The sequence below is a fragment of the Streptomyces toxytricini genome (genome assembly GCF_014649915.1).
Classification (GTDB): Bacteria; Actinomycetota; Actinomycetes; order Streptomycetales; family Streptomycetaceae; genus Streptomyces; species Streptomyces toxytricini.
Genome location: NZ_BMTY01000009.1, coordinates 65349 through 84811, shown reverse-complemented (window position 1 = coordinate 84811; position 19463 = coordinate 65349). Strand labels below are relative to the sequence as shown.

At 75.1% G+C, this 19463-nt stretch carries 16 protein-coding genes and 1 pseudogene; 9 read left to right on the top strand and 8 right to left on the bottom strand.

Annotated elements, in window-relative coordinates; genetic code table 11:
• Nucleotides 1-73 precede the first annotated feature (73 nt).
• Complete coding sequence (locus tag IE170_RS13225; protein ID WP_189809546.1) at nt 74-754, bottom strand: bifunctional DNA primase/polymerase; 681 nt, start codon at nt 752-754, stop codon at nt 74-76.
• A gap of 220 nt (nt 755-974) precedes the next feature.
• Here IE170_RS13225 and IE170_RS13220 point away from each other — a divergent pair, with 220 nt between their 5' ends.
• Both IE170_RS13220 and IE170_RS13215 read left to right on the top strand, forming a co-directional pair.
• Nucleotides 975-2354: an NsdA family TPR-like regulatory protein gene (locus IE170_RS13220; RefSeq protein ID WP_189809545.1), complete on the top strand. Its 1380-nt coding sequence runs from the start codon at nt 975-977 to the stop codon at nt 2352-2354.
• 141 nt (nt 2355-2495) lie between these two features.
• Nucleotides 2496-4127, top strand: a complete 1632-nt coding sequence (locus tag IE170_RS13215; RefSeq protein WP_229884714.1) for a hypothetical protein — start codon at nt 2496-2498, stop codon at nt 4125-4127.
• Nucleotides 4128-4154: 27 nt separating this feature from the next.
• Here the strand turns inward: IE170_RS13215 and IE170_RS13210 are convergent, their stop codons facing one another.
• Nucleotides 4155-5450, bottom strand: coding sequence for an ABC transporter substrate-binding protein (locus IE170_RS13210; protein ID WP_189809544.1), 1296 nt, complete (start codon nt 5448-5450; stop codon nt 4155-4157).
• Between the two features lie 209 nt (nt 5451-5659).
• Here IE170_RS13210 and IE170_RS13205 point away from each other — a divergent pair, with 209 nt between their 5' ends.
• Complete coding sequence (locus IE170_RS13205; RefSeq protein WP_189809689.1) at nt 5660-6106, top strand: SCO4402 family protein; 447 nt, start codon at nt 5660-5662, stop codon at nt 6104-6106.
• Nucleotides 6107-6120: 14 nt separating this feature from the next.
• Nucleotides 6121-6996, top strand: coding sequence for a formyltetrahydrofolate deformylase (purU, locus tag IE170_RS13200; RefSeq protein WP_189809543.1), 876 nt, complete (start codon nt 6121-6123; stop codon nt 6994-6996).
• 16 nt (nt 6997-7012) lie between these two features.
• Here the strand turns inward: purU and IE170_RS13195 are convergent.
• Both IE170_RS13195 and IE170_RS13190 read right to left on the bottom strand, forming a co-directional pair.
• A pseudogene (locus tag IE170_RS13195) lies at nt 7013-8367 on the bottom strand (maleylpyruvate isomerase N-terminal domain-containing protein).
• The gene (locus tag IE170_RS13190; RefSeq protein ID WP_189809542.1) at nt 8364-8942 is read right to left on the bottom strand and encodes a sigma-70 family RNA polymerase sigma factor; all 579 of its coding nucleotides are present in this window, start codon (nt 8940-8942) and stop codon (nt 8364-8366) included. Before IE170_RS13190 ends, IE170_RS13195 begins: the two are co-directional and overlap by 4 nt.
• 314 nt (nt 8943-9256) lie before the next feature.
• Between IE170_RS13190 and IE170_RS13185 the strand changes: the two genes are divergently transcribed.
• Nucleotides 9257-9778 carry an EF-hand domain-containing protein gene (locus tag IE170_RS13185; protein WP_189809541.1) on the top strand — a complete coding sequence of 174 codons (522 nt, stop codon included), beginning with the start codon at nt 9257-9259 and terminating at the stop codon, nt 9776-9778.
• Between the two features lie 58 nt (nt 9779-9836).
• On the opposite strand, the gene IE170_RS13180 is transcribed toward IE170_RS13185, so the two are convergent.
• Both IE170_RS13180 and IE170_RS13175 read right to left on the bottom strand, forming a co-directional pair.
• Nucleotides 9837-11120 carry a serine hydrolase domain-containing protein gene (locus IE170_RS13180; RefSeq protein WP_189809540.1) on the bottom strand — a complete coding sequence of 428 codons (1284 nt, stop codon included), beginning with the start codon at nt 11118-11120 and terminating at the stop codon, nt 9837-9839.
• Between the two features lie 96 nt (nt 11121-11216).
• Nucleotides 11217-12827, bottom strand: a complete 1611-nt coding sequence (locus IE170_RS13175) for a class I adenylate-forming enzyme family protein (RefSeq protein WP_189809539.1) — start codon at nt 12825-12827, stop codon at nt 11217-11219.
• 203 nt (nt 12828-13030) lie between these two features.
• Between IE170_RS13175 and IE170_RS13170 the strand changes: the two genes are divergently transcribed.
• The 4 genes from IE170_RS13170 to IE170_RS13155 all read left to right on the top strand — a co-directional run bounded on the left by IE170_RS13170 (nt 13031) and on the right by IE170_RS13155 (nt 17339).
• Nucleotides 13031-14218: an amidohydrolase family protein gene (locus IE170_RS13170; protein WP_189809538.1), complete on the top strand. Its 1188-nt coding sequence runs from the start codon at nt 13031-13033 to the stop codon at nt 14216-14218.
• Between the two features lie 13 nt (nt 14219-14231).
• Nucleotides 14232-15386 (top strand): acyl-CoA dehydrogenase family protein, encoded by a 1155-nt coding sequence (locus tag IE170_RS13165; protein ID WP_189809537.1) that lies wholly within the window; start codon nt 14232-14234, stop codon nt 15384-15386.
• A gap of 2 nt (nt 15387-15388) precedes the next feature.
• Complete coding sequence (locus tag IE170_RS13160; RefSeq protein WP_189809536.1) at nt 15389-16537, top strand: acyl-CoA dehydrogenase family protein; 1149 nt, start codon at nt 15389-15391, stop codon at nt 16535-16537.
• Nucleotides 16538-16862: 325 nt separating this feature from the next.
• Complete coding sequence (locus IE170_RS13155) at nt 16863-17339, top strand: ATP-binding protein (RefSeq protein ID WP_189809535.1); 477 nt, start codon at nt 16863-16865, stop codon at nt 17337-17339.
• A 182-nt stretch (nt 17340-17521) separates the two neighbouring features.
• Here the strand turns inward: IE170_RS13155 and IE170_RS13150 are convergent, their stop codons facing one another.
• The gene (locus tag IE170_RS13150) at nt 17522-18181 is read right to left on the bottom strand and encodes a response regulator (protein WP_189809534.1); all 660 of its coding nucleotides are present in this window, start codon (nt 18179-18181) and stop codon (nt 17522-17524) included.
• Entirely contained in the window at nt 18178-19389 is a 1212-nt protein-coding gene (locus IE170_RS13145) for a sensor histidine kinase (RefSeq protein WP_189809533.1), read from the bottom strand. Before IE170_RS13145 ends, IE170_RS13150 begins: the two co-directional genes overlap by 4 nt.
• Nucleotides 19390-19463 lie beyond the last annotated feature (74 nt).

Below are 19463 nucleotides of genomic sequence, written 5' to 3'. Positions count from 1 at the left end.
CAGCGGAACACACCCCCGCCCACCTGCACTTGTGCCCGCGGGAGGCGCGGCGGCGGGTGGTCGGCGCCGCGCGTCAGGCGCTGCGCCGGGCCCGTTCCGCGGCGGCCTCGCGCCCGCACGCGTACGCGAGCGCGTCGATCAGCTCGTCGGTGTCGGGCAGCCACCGGTTCGCGGGCGTGGGCCGCCGAGCCCACTGGACGGCGCCCCGGCCGCCGACGCGGGTCGGCGGGGCGGCCACGTACTCGCCCTCGCCGCGCACCTTCAGGTCGATCGCGGAGGGGGACCAGCCGAACCGGCGGACCATGTCCGGGACCTTCGCCGCGGCGCCCGGCAGTACGAAGAAGAGCATCCGGTGGTCGGGGGTGAGCGTCACCGGGCCGAGGGTGCGCTGCATGCGCTCCAGCCGGGCGAGGGCGAGGAAGCCGGCGGTGTCGGGGACGTCCAGTGCGTCGAACGTGCGGCCCGTCGGCAGCAGGATCGACGCGTCGGGGCGCTTGCCCCACACCCGCCGCACCTGCACCGCGCTGCCCGTGGCGACCGCCGCCCAGTCCTTCACCGCGGCGTGCGCGCCGGGAGCCGCGCAGTCCGCGGCGCCGCAGGAGCACAGCTCGCGGCCCTCCGCGTGCTCCAGCCAGGTGCCGGCGAAGACGTCCCAGTGCCGTTCTTCCGTGTACCGCACGGCATGGTCCAGCAGCTGCTCTCCGCGCTGCTGGGGGATGGGTGCGGTCTCCGTGACTCCGATGGTCTCTTCCACGCCCTTCACAACTGGCGCCCCGACGCGGGGTTACGGGGCCGGGCCGGCCCGGGCACGCTGCATCGATCCTGCATGCGGGGCGCATTGGAGCACGGGCGGGGGCGCGTGGGAGGCCGGGGCGCCGCGCTTGGGTAGCGACACGACGCTAAGCGGATGATTCTCCACACATCAGGCGGGAAGTGATCTTTCCAACGATCACCCGCGGCCTCTGGGGGTTTTCATGGCAGCCAGGCCTCTCGTCGCCCGTCAGCCGAACGAACGGCTACAGGCGCTCATCCAGGAAGCCGGGTGCTCGAACGCCGGGCTCGCCCGGCGCGTCAACATGTGCGGGGCCGAACACGGCCTCGACCTCCGCTACGACAAGACGTCGGTGGCGCGCTGGCTGCGGGGCCAGCAGCCACGGGGCCGGGCGCCCGGCATCATCGCGGAGGCGCTCGGCCGAAAACTGGGCCGGACCGTGACGATCGACGAGATCGGCATGGCCAACGGCAAGAACCTCGCCTCCGGGATCGGCCTGCAGTTCTCCCCGACCGTGGTCGGGGCGATCGAGCAGGTCAGCGAGTTGTGGCGGAGCGACGTCGGGCGGCGGGACTTCCTGTCCGGGTCGAGCGTCGCCGCGTCGGCGCTCGTCGAGCCGAGCCGGGACTGGCTGATCACCGGGGCGGACGCGCAGGTGGCCCGCAACGGCGGCTCGCGCGTCGGCATGTCGGACGTGGAGGCGGTCCGGGCGACGACCGACGCGCTGAAGGACCTCGACCACCGCTTCGGCAGCGGGCACGTCCGCCCCGTCGTGGTGCACTACCTCAACTCGGTGGTGTCCGGGCTGATCGGCGGCTCGTACCGGGAGCCGGTCGGGCGGGCGCTGTTCGCGGCGGTGGCCCGGCTCACCGAACTCGCCGGGTACATGGCGGTGGACACCGGGCAGCCGGGGCTGGCGCAGCGGTACTACATCCAGGCGCTGCGGCTGGCGCAGGCCGCGGGCGACCGCGCGTACGGCGGGTACGTGCTCGCGGCGTCCATGAGCCACCTGGCGGCCGAGCTCGGCAACCCGAGGGAGATCGCCCAGCTGGCGCGGGCCGCCCAGGAGGGCACGCGCGGCCAGGTCACGCCGCGGGCCGAGGCGATGTTCTACGCGGCGGAGGCGCGCGGGCACGCGCTGATGGGCGACGCCCGGGCGACGGCGGTCCTGGCCTCGCGGGCGGTCGGCGCCCTGGAGCGGGCCGAGCCGGAGTCGGGGGACGACCCGGTGTGGATCCGGCACTTCGACGGGGCCTACCTGGCGGACGAGCTGGCCCACTGCCACCGCGACCTCGGGCAGCCGGAGCAGGCGGCCCGGCAGGCCCGGGAGGCGCTGGCCGCGCTGCCCGCCGGCAAGGAGCGCCGGCGGGCGATCGGCCTGCTGCTGCTCGCGGCCGCGCAGGTGCAGCAGCGGGAGGTGGAGCAGGCCTGCCAGACCGCGGGAAGGGCGGCGGAGCTGCTGTCCGGGCTGCGCTCCAGCCGGGGCGCCGAGTACCTCGACGACTTCCGGGCGCGGCTGGAGCCGTACCGGGAGGAGGCGGCGGCGCGGGAGTTCGCCGCGAGGCTGGAGGCGGTGGCGTAGGGCCTGTCCGGCGGATGGCGGGCGGTATGTCCGCCTGTGACCGGAAACGTGTTCGGGGTGGGCCTGACGGGGCGGGCGGGGTCCGGGTAGCGTGAGTCGCCGGTTTCGCAAGTGACGGAGCAGTCGGCGAAGGAGTCCCGGGTGACGGAGAGCGGACAGGGCAGCGGCCAGCAGGGGGCCCCGCAGGCCGGTGCGCAGTGGAACCCGGACCCGGCGTACCCGGACCGGCCCGCCGCGCCCCCCGGCCACCCGCAGTCCTACCCGGCGGCCCCTGCTGCCGAGGCCTACCCGCAGGACCCGGCCGCCGGCTTCCCGCCCGCCCCGGACCAGGGCCTCCAGGGCCATGCCCCGCAGGACCAGGGCGTCCCGGACCAGGGTGTCCAGGGGCAGGCCTTTCCAGGCCAGGGCTTCCCGGGCCAGAACCTTCAGGATCAGGGCTCGCAGGGCCAGGGCTTCCCGGGCCAGGGCCTTCCGGACCAGGGCTTCCCGGGCCCGGCTGATCAGGGCCGGGCCGTGCAGGGCCCGGGCTTCCCGGCCCAAGGCATGCAGGACCGGGCCCACCCGCAGCAGGGCTCGCAGGGCCAGGGCTTCCCGGGGGTGGAGGCGGCGCCGGCCGGACACGTCCTCGGGCCCGGGTACGAGGGCCCGGGGCAGCCGCACGGGTACGGGTACCCGCCGCTGCCGGAGGCGGTCACCCAGTACATCCCGCCGGTCCCGGCGGACCCGGGCTCCGTTCCGCCCGCGGGACCCGCCGCGCACGACGAGGCGGCGACCCAGTACATCCCGCCGGTTCCGGCGGACCCGGGCTCCGTTCCGCCCGCGGGACCCGCCGCGCACGACGAGGCGGCGACCCAGTACATCCCGCCGGTCCCGGCCGGGCCGGGGGCCGGGCCGGACGAGGCGGCGACGCAGTACATCCCGCCCGTCACCGGCGACTTCGACGCCCTGTTCCGTCAGGACGGCGCCGACGACGGCCACACCCGGCAGATGCCGCCCATCCAGGAGCCGGTGCTGCGCCGGCCCCCGCCCCGCGGGCAGCGCCCGGTGCCGCAGCCGCACCCGCAGCAGCAGTACGCCCGGCAGCCCCGGCCCCAGCCCGGCTTCGCCGCGCCGCCCCCGCCCCCGCCGGAGCCCGGGCGGCGGGTGCAGCCCGCCGTGATCGCGGCCGTGGTGATCGGCCTCGCGGTGGTCGGGCTGGGCGTAGGAGCGATGCTGAGCGACCCCAAGGCGCAGAACAACGACCCGGCCGCGGCCGCTGCGGCGCCGTCCCCCACGGGTTCGGCCGCGGCGGCCGCCGAGGCGCCGGTGGACCCGGCCCGGTCGCAGGCGGTCCAGCTGGACAAGGTGCTCGCCGACAGCGCGGACAGCCGGGACTCGGTCATCAAGGCGGTCGACGACATCAAGGGCTGCCGCAACCTCGGCACGGCCGCCGACGACCTGCGCAGCGCCGCCCGCCAGCGCGAGGAACTCGTCACGCGCCTCCAGGAGCTCCGGCTGGACAAGCTGCCGAACCACCAGCGGCTGTCGGCGTCCCTCACGAAGGCGTGGAAGGCGTCGGCGGACGCCGACAACAGCTATGCGGCCTGGGCGGAGGACGTCGCCGACGACAAGAAGAAGGGCTGCAAGGACGGCCACGCCCGGAACACGGACGACGCCGCCGACGGCAACAAGTCGAGCGGGGAGGCCACCCGCGCGAAGGAGTCGGCGGCGGCCCTGTGGAACCCGATCGCGACCAAGTACAACCTCCCGAAGCGCGACAAGTCGCAACTGTGACGCCCGTCCCCGGGCGCCCGGCGGGCGTCAGGCCGGGCCCGGGGCCCGCTCCAGGGCGGCGGTCATGTCCCGTGCCTGCTCGCCGGGCTGGGCGACGAGCCGCCCGGAGCGGACCACCTGGAAGGTGACCTGCCCGTTCACCATGCGGGGGTAGCCGGCGATGGCGCGCATGTCCTCGCGCCGCCAGCTCAGCTCGGGCGTGAGGCCCCCGGTGCGTACGGGCTCCGCCTGCTTCAGTTCGCGGGCCACCCTCCGCCCGGTGACCTCCTCGCCGGGCCCGAGCCGCTTCAGGACCTCGTTCAGCACGGTGTACGCGATCCAGGCGGTCTGCGTGCCGCTGTCATCGGGGTCGACGGCGTGGTCGCCGAAGGCGTGCTCGGCGGCCACCCGGCGCATCGGCTCCCACAGCGGGTCCGTCGACACGGGGTACCAGCCGGTGACCAGGGCCCCCTCGAAGGGGCTGTCGCGGCCGCCGGTGCGGTCGATCAGGGCCTGGCTGACGCTGCCGAGCACGGAGGCGATCTGCGGGCTGCGGCGAGGGTCGCCGGCGCGGCGGAAGGCGTCGAAGAAGGTCTCGGTGCGCTGGCCGAGCACGGCGGTGACGCAGCCGCGCTCCTTGCCGGTGGGGTCCTTGGCCGCCGCGCCTGCCATGGCCTGGCGGGCCTGCGGGACGAAGTCCGCGGTGTCCTCGGCGGCCCGGATGTCCTCGGCGGCGCCGGCCCGGCCGCCGGTGTCGGCCTTCAGGCCGGCGTCGAGGAGGACCGGCATGGAGTCGCCTGCGAGGGTGTCGGGCCGCACCAGGGACACCTGTCCGCAGACCCGGCCGAGCTGGTGGCCGGCGCCCGCGAGGAGGACGGGCTGGCCGCCGTTGACGGGGAAGGACAGCGGGCTCTGGAACTCCTCGGAGGTGACGCCGTAGCCGCCGATGAAGGGGATGCCCTCGGATTCGAGGGGGGCCATGAACGCGCGCCCGTGCTGGCTGTAGGAGCCGACGACGGCGACCGCGTTCTCCGCGACGGCCTTGTGGGCGCAGTCCGCGGCGCCGGCCGGGGTGTTCTTCTCGTTGCAGGTGACCACGCGCAGCCGGCGGCCGTTGATGCCGCCCCTGGCGTTGGTCCAGCGCTCGTACGCCTTGGCCATGCCGACCATGCCGGGCATGTTGGTGGCGGCGGTGTCCTGCGGGGCGAAGGTCATGACGGTGATGGTGTCCCCGGCGGGCCCGGAGCCCGTCGGGAGGACCCCGCATCCGGCGGCCAGGCATGTGGCCAGCGCCGATGCGAGCACGGTGCGGGGGAAGGGGGTCGCGCGTCGCCGATCGGTCATGTCCATGCACCATTCCGGCCCGCGGGGAACGCGGGAGTGAGACGGGCGCAACGGAGGGTGACGGCCGGGTGAAAGCCCGGGGGCGGCCCGCCCCGCGGCCCGCCCCGCAGGTGCTTCAAGATCGCACCGGAGGGGAACGTACGATCGAAAGCGTGACATTCGCCCAAGGTTCGAAGAACACTTCCAAACGCGGCGGCCGCTCCTCCACCATGGGCGGCATGCCCCTGAACGACATGCCGTGGTGGCGCTGGCGCAGCAACGTGCGCTCGGCGCTGCACATGATCTCCGACCCGGTCTTCCAGAAGGAGACCTGGCTCGCCGGAGTCGAGGGATACGGGGACGTCACCGACGCCGTGTACCGGCTCGTCGAGGACACCTGGCTCGACAGCTGGTCCGCCGACAAGTACGTCGGCACGATCTTCCGCGACGTCCACGAGGCGGCCCTCGTCGACGCGGCGGTCCTGCGGGTGCTCCGCATCCTGCACCAGGTCGGCCCCGACGCCCCCGTCTCCGCCTATCTGGACCACCCGGACTGGCCCGACGCGGTGCGCGCCTCCCGCGAGGCGCACGTACGGATGGCGCAGTCCGACGGCGACGACCCGGACGCGGCGCCGCGGTCGCTGGAACTGCTGGGGATCCTGACCCGCGGCGTGTGAAAAGCTGTGGGGTCATGAGCGACGACCCGCACACCCAGGCCCCCCAGCAGTACGTACTGACCCTGTCCTGCCCCGACAAGCAGGGCATCGTGCACGCCGTGTCCAGCTACCTGTTCATGACCGGGTGCAACATCGAGGACAGCCGCCAGTTCGGCGACCACGACACCGGCCTGTTCTTCATGCGGGTCCACTTCTCGGCCGAGCCGCCCGTCTCGGTGGAGAAGCTGCGGGCCAGCTTCGCCGCGATCGGCGACTCCTTCCGGATGGACTGGCAGATCCACCGCTCCGACGAGCGGATGCGGATCGTCCTGATGGTCTCGAAGTTCGGGCACTGCCTGAACGACCTGCTGTTCCGCACCCGGATCGGCGCCCTGCCGGTGGAGATCGCCGCCGTGGTCTCGAACCACACCGACTTCGCCGAGCTCGTCGCCTCGTACGACATCCCCTTCCACCACATCCCGGTGACGAAGGAGACGAAGGCGGCGGCCGAGCAGAAGCTCCTGGACATCGTCCGGGCCGAGAACGTCGAGCTCGTCGTCCTGGCCCGCTACATGCAGGTCCTCTCGGACACCCTGTGCCGGGAGCTGAGCGGCCGGATCATCAACATCCACCACTCCTTCCTGCCGAGCTTCAAGGGCGCGAAGCCGTACCACCAGGCGCACGCCCGGGGCGTGAAGCTGATCGGCGCGACCGCCCACTACGTCACGGCCGACCTCGACGAGGGCCCGATCATCGAGCAGGAGGTCGAGCGCGTCGGCCACGAGGTCACCCCCGACCAGCTCGTGGCGATCGGCCGCGACGTGGAGTGCCAGGCCCTCGCCCGGGCCGTGAAGTGGCACAGCGAGCACCGCGTCCTGCTGAACGGCAGCCGCACGGTCGTCTTCGCGTAGCCGCGGCCGGCCCCGGTCAGAGGCGGCTCAGCGAGGCGGCGGCGAACAGCACGTCGCGGATCGCCTCGCGGTCGCCGTCCTGCCCCCGACGGCCGCCTCCTCCGGGGAGATGTGCCCGGCGGCCAGCTGGCAGAACTCGGCCCCGTCGAGCGCGATCCGCGCCACCGTGTGCTCCGGCGACGGCTGCGCCGCCGGGGAGTCCAGCGCGATGTCCCAGCTGCCGCCGCCCGAGCCCTCGATCTCCAGACGCAGGGTCCGGCCGGGTGCGCCCGCCTCGACGAGCCGGCCCGCCGGGGCGGCGAGGCCCGCCCGCCGCCGGTGTGCCAGCGCGCTCGGCAGGAGCCTCGCCGCGAGGTCGATCATCCGGTTCAGGTCCGGCCCCGACGGGGCGTCGTACGGGTAGTCCACCGCCTCCGCGATGTCCCAGGCGTGCACCCAGCACTCGAAGGCCCGCTCCAGGAAGGCGTCGCCCAGCGGCAGGGCGAACGGCCCGTAGTCCACGGTCAGCTCGGCCGTCTCCCGGCCCGCGAACGAGACGGTCCGCAGGAGGGTGTGCCCCTGCTCCCGCCACGGCTCGCGGACGTGCCGGGCCGGCGGCCGGCCGGCGGAGCTCCAGTAGTGCTCGGTGCGGGCGGTCGCCCCGGCCTGCTGCGGCGCGTCCGGGCCGAGCGGGTCGTCGAGCCCGAGGGCCGCCGCGACGAGCCCGTCGACGGTCATGAGGTGGCCGATGACCCCGGCGACCGTCGTCCGGCGGGTGCGCCGCCGCTCCTCCTCGAACCACTTCAGCCGGACCGGGGTCTCCCACTCGCCGTCGCCGAAGTCCCGCAGCAGCGCGTCGAGCCGCGCGGTCTCGGTGTCGTAGGGCACCGCCCACGCCGGAACGGGGATCCGGGCGGGCCGCTTGCCCAGGCACTCCTCCAGGACCCGCGACCGCAGCATCGGCTTGAGGTCCAGGCTCTCCTCGCGGTGCAGCAGGCCGACGGCGTCGCGCAGCCGCAGCGCCTCCTCCGCGCAGGGTGCGCACTCGGTGAGGTGGTCCTCCACGGCCTGCGTCTCCTCGGCGGAGCACGCGGCCAGCGCCCACGCGCCGAGCAGGGACTTCAGCACGGTGTGCGAGCGGGGCTCGGGGGCCCGCCCGCTCCGCGCCGAGGACCCGGCCGCCGTCGGCGGTGCGCCGTCCGGCGCCGGGGACGGCACCGGAGGCAGGTCCGGCGGGGGCGGCGCGTGCGCGGGGTCGAGGTCGTCGGCAGCGCCGCGCGGGTCCGGTATCCGGGGTGCCCCGCCGACCTGCTGCTCTTCGGGGCCGGGGCGGCGGCCGCCGGGGCCGCCCGGGCCGCCGGGGCCGTCGAGTCCGTCGTCGGGACCGTTCATCGGGGGGTTCCATATCCGGGCGGGCCGTATCCGGGCGGTGCGGTGTCCTCCGGAGGGAGGGCATTGGCGGTCGACAGCAGCTGCAGGCCCAGGCGAAGCCGGCGCCGGGCCTCGTCCTCGCTGATCCGGAGGTCCGCGGCGGCCTGCCGGTAGTCGCGGCGCTGGAAGTACGCGAGCTCCAGTGCGGCCCGCAGCGGCGCGGGCATGGACGTGACGATGTAGTCGGCGCGGGCGGCGGCGTTGGCGCTGCGGACCTTCTCCTCCAGCTCCTCGCGGGAGCCGCGGTCCCGCTCGGCCTGCCGGAGCCGGTCCACGGCCCGGCCCTGGGCGATTCCGGCCACCCAGGAGCGCAGGGAGCCCTGCCGGGGGTCGTAGGCGTCCGGGTGCTGCCAGATGTAGCCGAACACCTCGCGGGTGACGCGGTCGGCGCCGCCCTCGTCGCCGAGGACCCGGTGCGCCAGGCCGTGCACGAGGGACGCGAACCGGTCGTACAGCTCCCCGAGCGCTGCGGCCTCGCCGCGGGCGAGGCGCTGCTGCATGCGGCGGTCCCAGCGCGGTGGTGCGTCCTTCGGCATCGTGCTGCCCCCAGCCGTGTGTCGACCCCACGAATGTACTGGCCACGGGCCCGTGCGCGAATCTTTTGCCGGAACCCGCCCCGGAAGTGCGCAGCCGTGCTAGCAGGCTGACGGGCCCTCGGGGTACGGCGGCGGGGGCGCGCCGGGCGGCGGCACACGCGGCCGCGGGTGCGCGCCCCGCCGCGCTCCTCGTGCGCGGGTTCGATGCGGCCACCTGCGGGGCACCTCGGCTTAACGCGCGGGCCATCGAGGGCTTACGCTCTCGCCTTGTCTTGAACTGCACCCCACCGCACATGTGAAGGCGGAACGCCGATATGGACAGCGCAGAGTACGAGCGCAAGATCGCCGCCCGATTCGCCGCCTTCGACCAGGACGGCAACGGTTACATCGACCGCGAGGACTTCAGCGCGGCCGCCCGGGCGGTCCTGGCCGAATTCGGCACGACGGCACGGTCGGACAGGGGCCAGGCCGTCTTCGCGGGCGCCGAGGCCTTCTGGCAGGGCATGGCCGGCATCGCCGACGTCGACGGCGACCAGCGGGTGACCCGCGAGGAGTTCGTCACGGGCGCGGCGAAGCGGCTGCGGGACAACCCGCACCGGTTCGCGGAGATCGCCCGCCCGTTCCTCCACGCGGTGCTCGCCGTGGCCGGCGCGGACGGAGCGGGGACGACGCCGGAGGCGGCGGCGCGCGTGCTGCGCGTGCTCGGCACGCCGGCGGAGCTCGCCGGCGCGGTGGCGGCGGGCCTCGACACGGACGGGGACGGCCTCATCGCGGAGGACGAGGTGCTGGCGGCGTTCGCGGCGTACTGCGGGGTCGAGGCGCCCGACGCGCTCTGACGGGAGCCGGACCGGAACCGGCCCGCACGGGCGGCGCGCCGCGCGGGCGGCCGCGCCGTCAGCTCCCGGCCGGGGACGGCGCGGTGCCGGTGCCGGGGGTGGCGCTCCCGGTCTCCGGCCTGCCCGTGGCGGGTGTCTCGGAAGGCCCGGCCGGCCCCTTGGGCTGTGCCTCCGCCGGCAGTTCCCAGACGTTCTCGGGCGTGACGATCCTGGTCACGGCGTTGCCGATGAGGCTGCTCAGGCTGCCCTCCTTCTTGTCGATGTCGGAGTTGACGACGACGACGAAGGTGGTGCGCTCCTGCGGGAGCCGGACGGCGATGGTCTCGTAGCCGGGCAGTTCGCCGTTGTGGCCGATCCATCCGTCGAACTCGGCGATGCCCAGCACGTACCGGACGCCCTGGTGTCCCGTGGGCAGCATCCGCACCCGCTGGGCCTGGGTGCCCGGCTCCAGGAGCCGGCCGCCGTCGGGCAGGCGGCCGGAGGCCATGACGGGGGCCCAGGTGCGCAGGTCCTCCAGGGTGGACGTCATGGCCCCGGCCGCCCACGCCCAACTCGGGTTCCAGCCGCTCGCGTCGGTGGTCTTCCCGCCGGGGGCGAAGTCCGTGTATCCGTGCACGTACGGGTCCGGGATCTCGGCGCCGACCGGGAGGGCGGTGCCGTCCAGCCCCGCCGGCTCCAGGACCTCGTCCCGGACGTAGTCCCGGAGCGGCAGGCTGCCGACCTTCTCGACGAGCAGCCCCAGCAGCACGGTGTTGGTGTTGCTGTACTCCCAGCGGGCGCCGGGCGCGAACCGCGGGGGGTGCTTGAACGCGGTGTCGAGGAGTTCCTGCGGGCTCCAGGCGCGGTTCGGGTCCTTCTGCATGGCGGCCAGGAAGCCGGGGTCCTCGGTGTAGTTGTAGAGGCCGCTGCGCATGTCGGCGAGCTGTCGGACGGTGATGCGGTCGCCGCCGGGGACGCCGTCGACGTACCTGCCGATCGGGTCGTCCAGGGCGACCTTGCCGTCGTCGACGAGCCGGAGGACGGCGGTGACGGTGAAGGTCTTGGTGACGCTGCCGATGCGGGTGTGCAGGTCGGTCTTCATCGGGGTGCCGGTCGCGGTGTCGGCGGTGCCGAAGGCCCGCTCGTACGATCCGCCGCCGTCCGTCCACACGCCGACGGAGACGCCGGGGATGCCGGCCTTGCGCATCGTCTCGGTGATCGCCTCGTCGAGGCGCTCCGCGGTGGCGGGGTCGATGTCCACGCGCCCGGGCAGCGCCGCGGCGGGGGCCTGGCCCGCGCACAGCGCGGCGAGCAGCAGGGAGGCGGCGGCGACGGCGGGGACGGCCCGGTGGCGTCGGCCCATGGCGGATCACCCCTGTCCTGGAGGTGGGCCGGGTCCCCGAGCTGACTCACCCCATCGTAGGAACCCGCTGCTGCGGCGGCGACCGCAGCGGGCGGCTCAGGGCCGGGTGAAGCGCTCGCGGAGCTTGTACTTCAGGACCTTGCGCAGGGCTTCGTTGCGGGGCAGGGCGTCGAGGAGCTCCAGCTGCTCGGGCAGTTTGTGCGGGGCGAGGCCCGCGGCCCGGAGGTGGGCGGCGACTTGGTCCAGGGTGAGGGGCGCCGCGCCCGGGGTCTGCTCGACGACGGCGCAGACCCGCTCGCCGCGCTCGGGGTCGGGCAGGCCGATGACGGCGGCGCCGGCGACGCCGGGGAGGCCGTGCAGGAGCTCCTCGACCTCCTTGGCCGAGATGTTCTCGCCCTTGCGGATGATGACGTCCTTGCTGCGGCCGGTGAGGACGAGGTGGCCGGAGGGGGTCAGCCGGCCCAGGTCGCCGGTGCGCAGGAACCCCTCGGCGTCGAAGGCCTCGGCGGTGGCGGCCGGGTCGAGGTAGCCGCGGCAGACGGCTTCGCCGCGCAGCCGGACCTCGCCCTCGGCGCCGGCCGGGAGCGGTTCGCCGGCGGGGCCGGTGATGCGGATCTCCATGCCGGCCGGCGGGCGGCCCTCGGTGTGGGCGAGGTCGTCCTCGCTGTCGTCGGGGGTCCCCATCGTGATCATGGGGACTTCGGTCATGCCGTAGCCGTGGGCCAGTCGGCAGCCCAGCTCGCGGACGACCGCGTGGTGGACCTCGGGCGGTTTGGGGGCGCCGCCGCCGGCCATCAGGCGGAGGGTGGGGATGAGCTTCCGGCCGGGCCGCTTGCGCTGCTCGGCGAGGAACATCGTGTAGAAGGCGGTGGAGCCGCCCGCGATGGTGACGCCGTGGCGCCGGTAGCCGTCGAGGGCCTCCGGGAGCGCGAACGCCTCGAAGAGGACGGCGGGGAACCCGTACAGGAGCAGCATCACCAGGTAGTCGGGGCCGCCGATGTGGGCGTACGGGAAGGCGATGGACCCGGTGTCGCCGGGGGTCGGGCGCAGGGCGTGGGCGAGGCAGGACCCGCCGGCGAGCAGGGAGCGGTCGGTGTGCAGGACACCCTTCGGGTCGGAGGTGGTGCCGGAGGTCCAGTAGATCCAGCGCACGCCGGTGCCGTCGGCGGGTGGCGGGGGCAACACGGCCGGGTCCCCGTCGGGCAGGTCGGCGGGGGAGCGGACGGGGAGGACGCCGCGGGCGCCGAGCCGTGCGGCCATGGCGGTGTGGTCGAAGCCGCGCCAGACGCCGGGCACGGCGAAGAACTCGGCCCGCGACGCGCGCAGCGCGAAGCCGGTCTCGCGCTCCCGGTAGAAGGGGATGACGGGGGACTGGACGGCCCCGAGGCGGGCGAGCGCGAGGGAGAGCAGGACGGTCTCGATCCGGGTGGGCAGCTGCCAGGCGACGACCGTGCCCGGCCGGACCCCCTGGCCGTGGAGGCCGGCGGCGACGCGTTCGGCGCGGTCGCGGAGGGCGCCGAAGGTCAGCGTCCGGTCGCCGGCCGGGTCGGGGGCGGCCTGGATGAGGGCGGTCCGGTCGGGGGTGAGGGCGGCGCGGCGGGCGACGAGGGCCCACAGGGTGGGGGAGGCGCCGAGGGCGTGCGCGGTGTCCGGGGCGGTGGGCGGTGCCGGGGCGGGTCCGGTCCTGCTCCGCGGCGTTTCCGGCATGGCGGGCCACCTCCAATTGCTGACGATCCGTCAGTTCCGCCGCAGAGCGTAGGGCGCGGGCGCTTGCCGGTCCAGGGGTGCGGGGCTAGCGTGGAGCCGGTTCTTTGTCTGACGCATCATCAGATTCGGCTTCAGATCTCCGGCCGGTCCGGCTGCCCGCTCGGGGCCGCCCGGCCCGCCCGGCCCGCGGCGAGGGGGACACCATGGAACTGCCCCGCATCATCAGCGTCGACGACCACGTCATCGAGCCCGCCCACCTCTTCGACGTGTGGCTGCCCGCCAAGTACCGCGACCGCGGCCCCAAGCCGCTCACCGCCGGCATCGGCGAGCTGGAGTACCGCGGCGGCAAGTACGTCATCTCGATGGACCCCGACGGCCCCCCGGCCGACTGGTGGGTCTACGAGGACCTGCGGTTCCCGTACAAGCGGAACATCGCCGCCGTCGGCTTCGACCGCGACGACATGACCCTGGAGGGCATCACCCGCGAGGAGATGCGCCGCGGCTGCTGGGACCCCAAGGCGCGCCTGGAGGACATGGACCTCAACCACGTCGAGGCGTCCCTCTGCTTTCCCACCTTCCCCCGCTTCTGCGGCCAGACCTTCGCCGAGGCCCGCGACAAGGAGGTCGCCCTCGCCTGCGTGCGCGCCTACAACGACTGGATGGTCGAGGAGTGGTGCGGCGACAGCGGCGGCCGGCTGATCCCCCTGTGCCTGATCCCGCTGTGGGACATCGGCCTCGCCGTCGCCGAGATCCGGCGCAACGCGGCCCGCGGGGTGCGCGCCGTCACGTTCTCCGAGATCCCCACCCACCTCGGCCTGCCCTCCATCCACTCCGGGTACTGGGACCCCTTCTTCGCGGTCTGCCAGGAGACCGGCACGGTCGTCAACATGCACATCGGGTCCTCCTCCCAGATGCCCGCGGCGTCCCCCGACTCGCCGCCCGCCGTCCAGGCCGCGCTCAGCTTCAACAACGCGATGGCCTCGATGACGGACTTCCTCTTCAGCGGCGTCCTCGTGAAGTTCCCGCAGCTCAAGCTCGCCTACAGCGAGGGTCAGATGGGCTGGATCCCGTACGCCCTGGAGCGCGCCGACGACGTGTGGCGCGAGCACCGCGCCTGGGGCGGAGTCCGCGACCTGATCCCCGAGCCGCCCTCGACGTACTACTACCGGCAGGTCTTCTGCTGCTTCTTCCGCGACAAGCACGGCGTCGCCTCGATCGACACCGTCGGCCGCGACAACGCCACCTTCGAGACCGACTACCCGCACGTCGACTCCACCTTCCCGCACACCAAGGAGGTCGCCCTCGACCACGTCGCGGGCCTCGACGACGAGACCGTCCACAAGCTGATGCGCGGCAACGCCATCCGCATGCTCGGCCTGGACCTGGTCTGAGGCGGGCGGCACCGTGGACCTCGCCGAGACGGAGGAGGAGCGCGAGTTCCGGGCCGGGCTGCGCGCGTGGCTGGCCAAGACCCTGCCCGAGCTGCCGCCCCGGCCGTCGCCCGACGACTGGCCCGGCCGGCGCGCGTACGACCTCGGCTGGCAGCGCCGGCTGTACGACGCCGGCTACGCCGGCCTGCACTGGCCCGTGGACGCGGGCGGCCGCGGCGCCGGCCCGACCCGGCACCTGGCCTTCCTGGAGGAGACCGAGCGGGCCGGCGCCCCGTACGTCGGCGCGAACTTCGTCGGCCTCCTGCACGCCGGCCCGACCATCGCCGCGGAGGGAACGCCCGCGCAGCGGGCCCGCTGGCTGCCGCCCGTCCTGCGCGGCGAGGAGGTGTGGTGCCAGGGCTTCAGCGAGCCCGGCGCCGGCTCCGACCTGGCGTCCCTGCGCACCCGCGCCGTCCGCGACGGCGACGCGTACACGGTCACCGGCTCGAAGGTCTGGACCTCGCACGCGGAGATCGCCGACTGGTGCGAGCTGCTCGTCCGCACCGACCCCGACGCGCCCCGGCACCGCGGCCTCACCTGGCTCGCCATGCCGATGGACGCGCCCGGCGTGACGGTCCGGCCGCTGCGCACCCTGGCCGGGTCCGCGGAATTCGCCGAGGTGTTCCTCGACGGGGTGCGCGTCCCCGTCGCGTACCGGGTCGGCGCCGAGAACGACGGCTGGCGCGTCACCATGACCACCCTCTCCTTCGAGCGGGGCACCGCCTTCGTCGGCGAGGTCGTCGCCTGCCGCCGCACCCTCGGCGCCCTCGCGCGGGCCGCGCGGGCGAACGGCCGCTGGGACGACCCGGTGCTGCGGCGCCGCCTCGGCCGACTCGCCGCGGAGTTCGCGGCGCTGTGGCGGCTCACCCAGTGGAACGTCTCCGCCGCCGAGCGCACCGGCGGAGTGCCCGGCGCCGGCGGCTCCGTCTTCAAGCTGGCCTACTCGCAGGCGCGGCAGGAGCTGTACGACGCCGCCGCGGAAGTCCTCGGCGCGGAGGCGCTCGCCCTGGAGGAGGAGTGGGTGCGCGAGCGCCTGTCCTCGCTGTCGTACACGATCGCCGCGGGCACCTCGCAGATCCAGCACACCATCGTCGCCGAGCGGATCCTCGGCCTCCCGAAGGGCCGGTGAGCGTGGACTTCCAGCCGACGCAGGAGCAGGACGACCTCCGGGCGGGCGTACGGGCCCTGCTGGCGCGGCGCTTCGGGCGCGAGGCGCTGCGGGCGGCCGTGGACCGGGCGGAGGCGGAGGGTGGCGCGGCCGGCCGGGGCGCGGGCTGCGGGGACGCGTGCCGCGGCGGTCCGGCCGCGGGCGGGCCGGGGGCCGTGGACCGCGGGCTGTGGCGGGAGCTGGGGGCCGCAGGGTTCTTCGCGCTGCGGCTGCCCGAGGCGGACGGCGGGGTCGGGCTCGGGCTCGCCGAGGCCGTCCTCGTCTTCGAGGAGGCCGGGCGGGCCCTGCTGCCCGGTCCGCTCGTCGCCACGCACCTGGCCGCCGGCTGCGTCGGGGGCGCCGCCGACGGCACGGCGGTCGTCACCGCCTTCGACCTCGGCGACCGCCCGGGCGGAGACGGGGGAGCCGGAGCCGGAGCCGGAGCGGCGCCCGGGGTGCTCGTCACCCACCTCGCGGAGGCGGACGCGGTCCTCGGCACCGGGGCCGCGCCCCCCGCGGCACTGCTGTCCGCTGCCCTCCCGGTGCCGTCCGCGGATCCGCTGACCCCCCTCCACCGCGTCCCCCCGCCGGACCCCGGCCCCGGCCCCCACGCCCGCCTGCGCGACGAGGGCGCCCTGCTGACGGCCGCCCTCCAACTCGGCAGCGCCCTGCGCACCGTCGAGCTGGCCGTGCGGTACGCGGGGGAGCGCGAGCAGTTCGGGCGGCCCATCGGGGCCTTCCAGGCTGTGCAGCACCTCTGCTCGGGCATGCTGGTGCGCGCCGAGGTGGCCCGTACGGCCGTGTACGCGGCGGCTGTCGGCGCGGACGCGGCGGACCGGGCGGGAGGGGCCGGGGCGGCGGGGTTCGGGTCCGCGGCGGCGGAAATCGCCGGCGCGAAGCTGCTGGCCGACCGGGCCGCCGCCGCGAACGCCCGGGACTGCCTCCAGGTGTACGGCGGGATGGGCTTCACCTGGGAGGCCGACGTCCACCTGCACCTGAAGCGGGCCTGGGTGCGGGCCGAGCAGTGGCGGACGGCGGCCGCGGCGGAGGAGGTGCTGGCCGCGGAACTCCTCGCCGGCGCGCGGCAGCCCGGACGGGAGGGGGCCTCGTACGCCCGTGGTGGCGGGCTGTGACCGACCCGGCTCCGGAGCCGGGCACGGGCGCGACGCCGCGGGACGCATGTCTGATTACGGAGAGTTGATATCGGTTTGTGTCCTACGAGGGGGCCTGGACGGCCCGGCCCGCGGGTACTGCTCCGGTACGCTCCCGGGAATGCGAGCGGTAGCGCGGCGTGAGCGTCGCACAGTATGCACCATGCCTACTCCTTCGCGCTGGAATATGCCCGAAGCGCTTGTTGTGGTGACTGTATGTCAACCATGCTGCTCGACAAGGGGATCACAGACGGTGATCCCGTCCTGTCGCGAGGCGAAGTGTCCGCCGGTTCGGATGGTGTGAGCGGTGCAGGTGCTTCAGGTGCAGCTGGAGGTAGGACCGGACCCGGCCGAGGTCGGCCGGGCCCGACGATGGGCCCGTTCCCGGCTCGCGGGATGCGGGATAGGGGAGGACGAGCCGCTCGCGGAGACGCTGATCCTGCTGATCTCCGAGCTGGTCACCAACGCCGTCGTGCACACCGGCTGCCCGGCCGTCCTGCGCATGCTGCTCGGTGAGCCGGCGGTGCGCGTCGAGGTCGCCGACGCGAGCTGCCGGGCCCCGTCCCGGCGGCAGGCCGGCACCGGCGACACCGGGGGCCGCGGGCTGGAGCTCGTCGACGGGCTGGCCGACCGCTGGGGCTGGCAGCGGGAGGGCGCCGGGAAGCGGATCTGGTGCGAGGTCGACCGTGCCGCCGCCGGAGCGGCCGACGGCGCGCCGGACGCCCGCCCGGAGCGGTCCCGGGAACCCTTCGGGTCGATCCGGGAACCGCGCGTGTACCTCTAACGAGGTGTTGACGGTTCGTCAACCATTGATCACCCTGGTCCTGAGCGATTCGTCGCGAGGGGACGCCAAGGACAGCCTTGACGAGTGCGGGTCGCGGGGTGGCGGCTGCCGCGCCGAGTTCGGGGCGTGCGCGGCTGCTCGCCGCCGTATGCCCGGGGCCGCGCCGCCGTCACCGGGCGCCGTCACCGGGGCGGCGCGACCAGCCCCCGGTCGTAGGCCTCGATCACCAGCTGTACCCGGTCGCGCGCCCCGAGCTTCGTCAGCAGCCGCGCGACGTGCGACTTCGCCGTCGCCACCGAGATGAACAGCTCCTGCGCGATCTCCGCGTTCGACAGCCCGCGGCCGACCAGCGTCAGGACTTCCTGCTCCCGCTCGGTGACCTCGGCCACGCGCGCGGCCGCCGGGGCCGGTCCGGCGACGAAGTCCGCGATCAGGCGGCGCGTCACGCCGGGTGCGAGCAGCGCGTCGCCCGCCGCGACGACCCGTACGGCGGCCAGCAGGTCGTCCAGCGCCATGTCCTTCACCGCGAACCCGCTCGCGCCGGCGCGCAGCGCGCCGTGCACGTGGTCGTCCTCGTCGAACGTGGTCAGGATGAGGACGCGGGTGGCGCCGGGGCCGGCGGTGATGCGGCGGGTGGCCTCGATGCCGTCCATCTGCGGCATGCGGATGTCCATGACGACGACGTCGGGGGCGAGATCGGCGGCGAGCCGGACTGCCTCCGCGCCGTCGGCGGCCTCGCCGACGACCTCCAGGTCGGCGGTCCCGGCCATGAGGACCCGCAGCCCGGACCGGACGAGCGGCTGGTCGTCGGCGAGCAGGACGCGGACGGTGCCGGAGCTCATCGGGCCTCCTCGGCGGCGGGAGCGGTGCGAGCGGTGGCAGTGGCGGTGGTGGCGGGCAGCGGGAGCACGGCGGCGACCCGGAACCCGCCGGCGGGCAGCGGGCCGGCGTCGAGACTGCCGCCGAGGAGGGCGGCGCGCTCGTGCATGCCGGTGATGCCGAAGCCGCTGCCGCCGTCCTGCGCGGGGCTGCTGCGGCCGTCGTCGGTGATGCCGATGGCGAGCGCCCCGTCCTCGTATGCGACGTCGACACGGCAGTGGCGGGCGCGGGCGTGCCGGACGGTGTTGGTGAGCGCCTCCTGGACGATGCGGTAGGCGGCGAGCTCGACGTCCTGCGGCAGCGGCCGCCGACGCCCCGACACGGCCACGTCGATACGGAGTCCGGTGTCGCCGGCGGTGGCGGCGGCGAGCCGCTCCAGCCCGTCGAGGCCGGGCGTCGGTGCGAGGGGGGCGGGCCCGCCGCGGCGCAGCGCGACGAGGGTGCGGCGCAGGCTCGCCAGGGTGTCGCGGCTGGTCGCCTCGATGGCCTGGAGGGCGTCGCGGGCCTGGTCGGGCCGCGCGTCGATGACGCGGCTGCCGACGCCGGCCTGGATGGCGATGATGCCGATGCTGTGGGCGACCATGTCGTGCAGTTCGCGGGCTATGCGCAGCCGTTCGTCGGTGAGGGCCTGCTCGGTGGCGGCGGCGTGCGCCTGCGCGGCGGCCTGGCGGCTGCGGCGGACGGAGTCCCCGATCAGCCAGGCGAGCACGACGACGGGCAACTGCCCCTGGACGAGCACGACCGCCGGGCCGGCCTCGACGGGCCGCACGAGCTGGAGCAGGATCAGGACGAGAACGGTGGCCCCGACGGCGGTGAAGGCGACCCGTCGCGACCGCTCCACGGCGACCCGCCCGAGCGCCCCGGCGGCGGCCAGCACGGGAGCGGAGGCGACGCCGGGATTGTCGTAGAGGAACACGACGGCGACGGCGGAGCCGAGCATCAGCACCAGCGTCGCGACCGGCGCCCGCCGCACCAGCAGCGTCCCCCCGAGCACGGAGCCGGTGGCGAGCATCACGGCGGGATCGGCGATCCGGTCGCCGATCCCGAGGGGCACGCGCAGCACGAGGTTGAGCAGGACGAGCGTGGCGATCCCGGCGCCGCCCCACAGGACGGCGGTCCGCCACGCCGGCCGCGCGGCCCGTCCCCCGCCGCCTGCCGATGAGGTCTCCATGCCCCGACCCTAACGACCGCCTGCTGCAAGGGCGTCGGCCCACGGGCTGCATCCCCGAGGTCTACGACCTCAAG

Bases quoted from the DNA above. Each gene is read 5' to 3' on its own strand.
- IE170_RS13185 (WP_189809541.1), top strand. From the start codon at position 9,257: ATGGACAGCGCAGAGTACGAGCGCAAGATCGCCGCCCGATTCGCCGCC.
- IE170_RS13205 (WP_189809689.1), top strand. From the start codon at position 5,660: ATGGGCGGCATGCCCCTGAACGACATGCCGTGGTGGCGCTGGCGCAGC.
- IE170_RS13210 (WP_189809544.1), bottom strand. From the start codon at position 5,450: ATGACCGATCGGCGACGCGCGACCCCCTTCCCCCGCACCGTGCTCGCA.
- purU (WP_189809543.1), top strand. From the start codon at position 6,121: ATGAGCGACGACCCGCACACCCAGGCCCCCCAGCAGTACGTACTGACC.
- IE170_RS13150 (WP_189809534.1), bottom strand. From the start codon at position 18,181: ATGAGCTCCGGCACCGTCCGCGTCCTGCTCGCCGACGACCAGCCGCTC.
- IE170_RS13190 (WP_189809542.1), bottom strand. From the start codon at position 8,942: ATGCCGAAGGACGCACCACCGCGCTGGGACCGCCGCATGCAGCAGCGC.
- IE170_RS13180 (WP_189809540.1), bottom strand. From the start codon at position 11,120: ATGGGCCGACGCCACCGGGCCGTCCCCGCCGTCGCCGCCGCCTCCCTG.
- IE170_RS13220 (WP_189809545.1), top strand. From the start codon at position 975: ATGGCAGCCAGGCCTCTCGTCGCCCGTCAGCCGAACGAACGGCTACAG.
- IE170_RS13145 (WP_189809533.1), bottom strand. From the start codon at position 19,389: ATGGAGACCTCATCGGCAGGCGGCGGGGGACGGGCCGCGCGGCCGGCG.
- IE170_RS13175 (WP_189809539.1), bottom strand. From the start codon at position 12,827: ATGCCGGAAACGCCGCGGAGCAGGACCGGACCCGCCCCGGCACCGCCC.
- IE170_RS13170 (WP_189809538.1), top strand. From the start codon at position 13,031: ATGGAACTGCCCCGCATCATCAGCGTCGACGACCACGTCATCGAGCCC.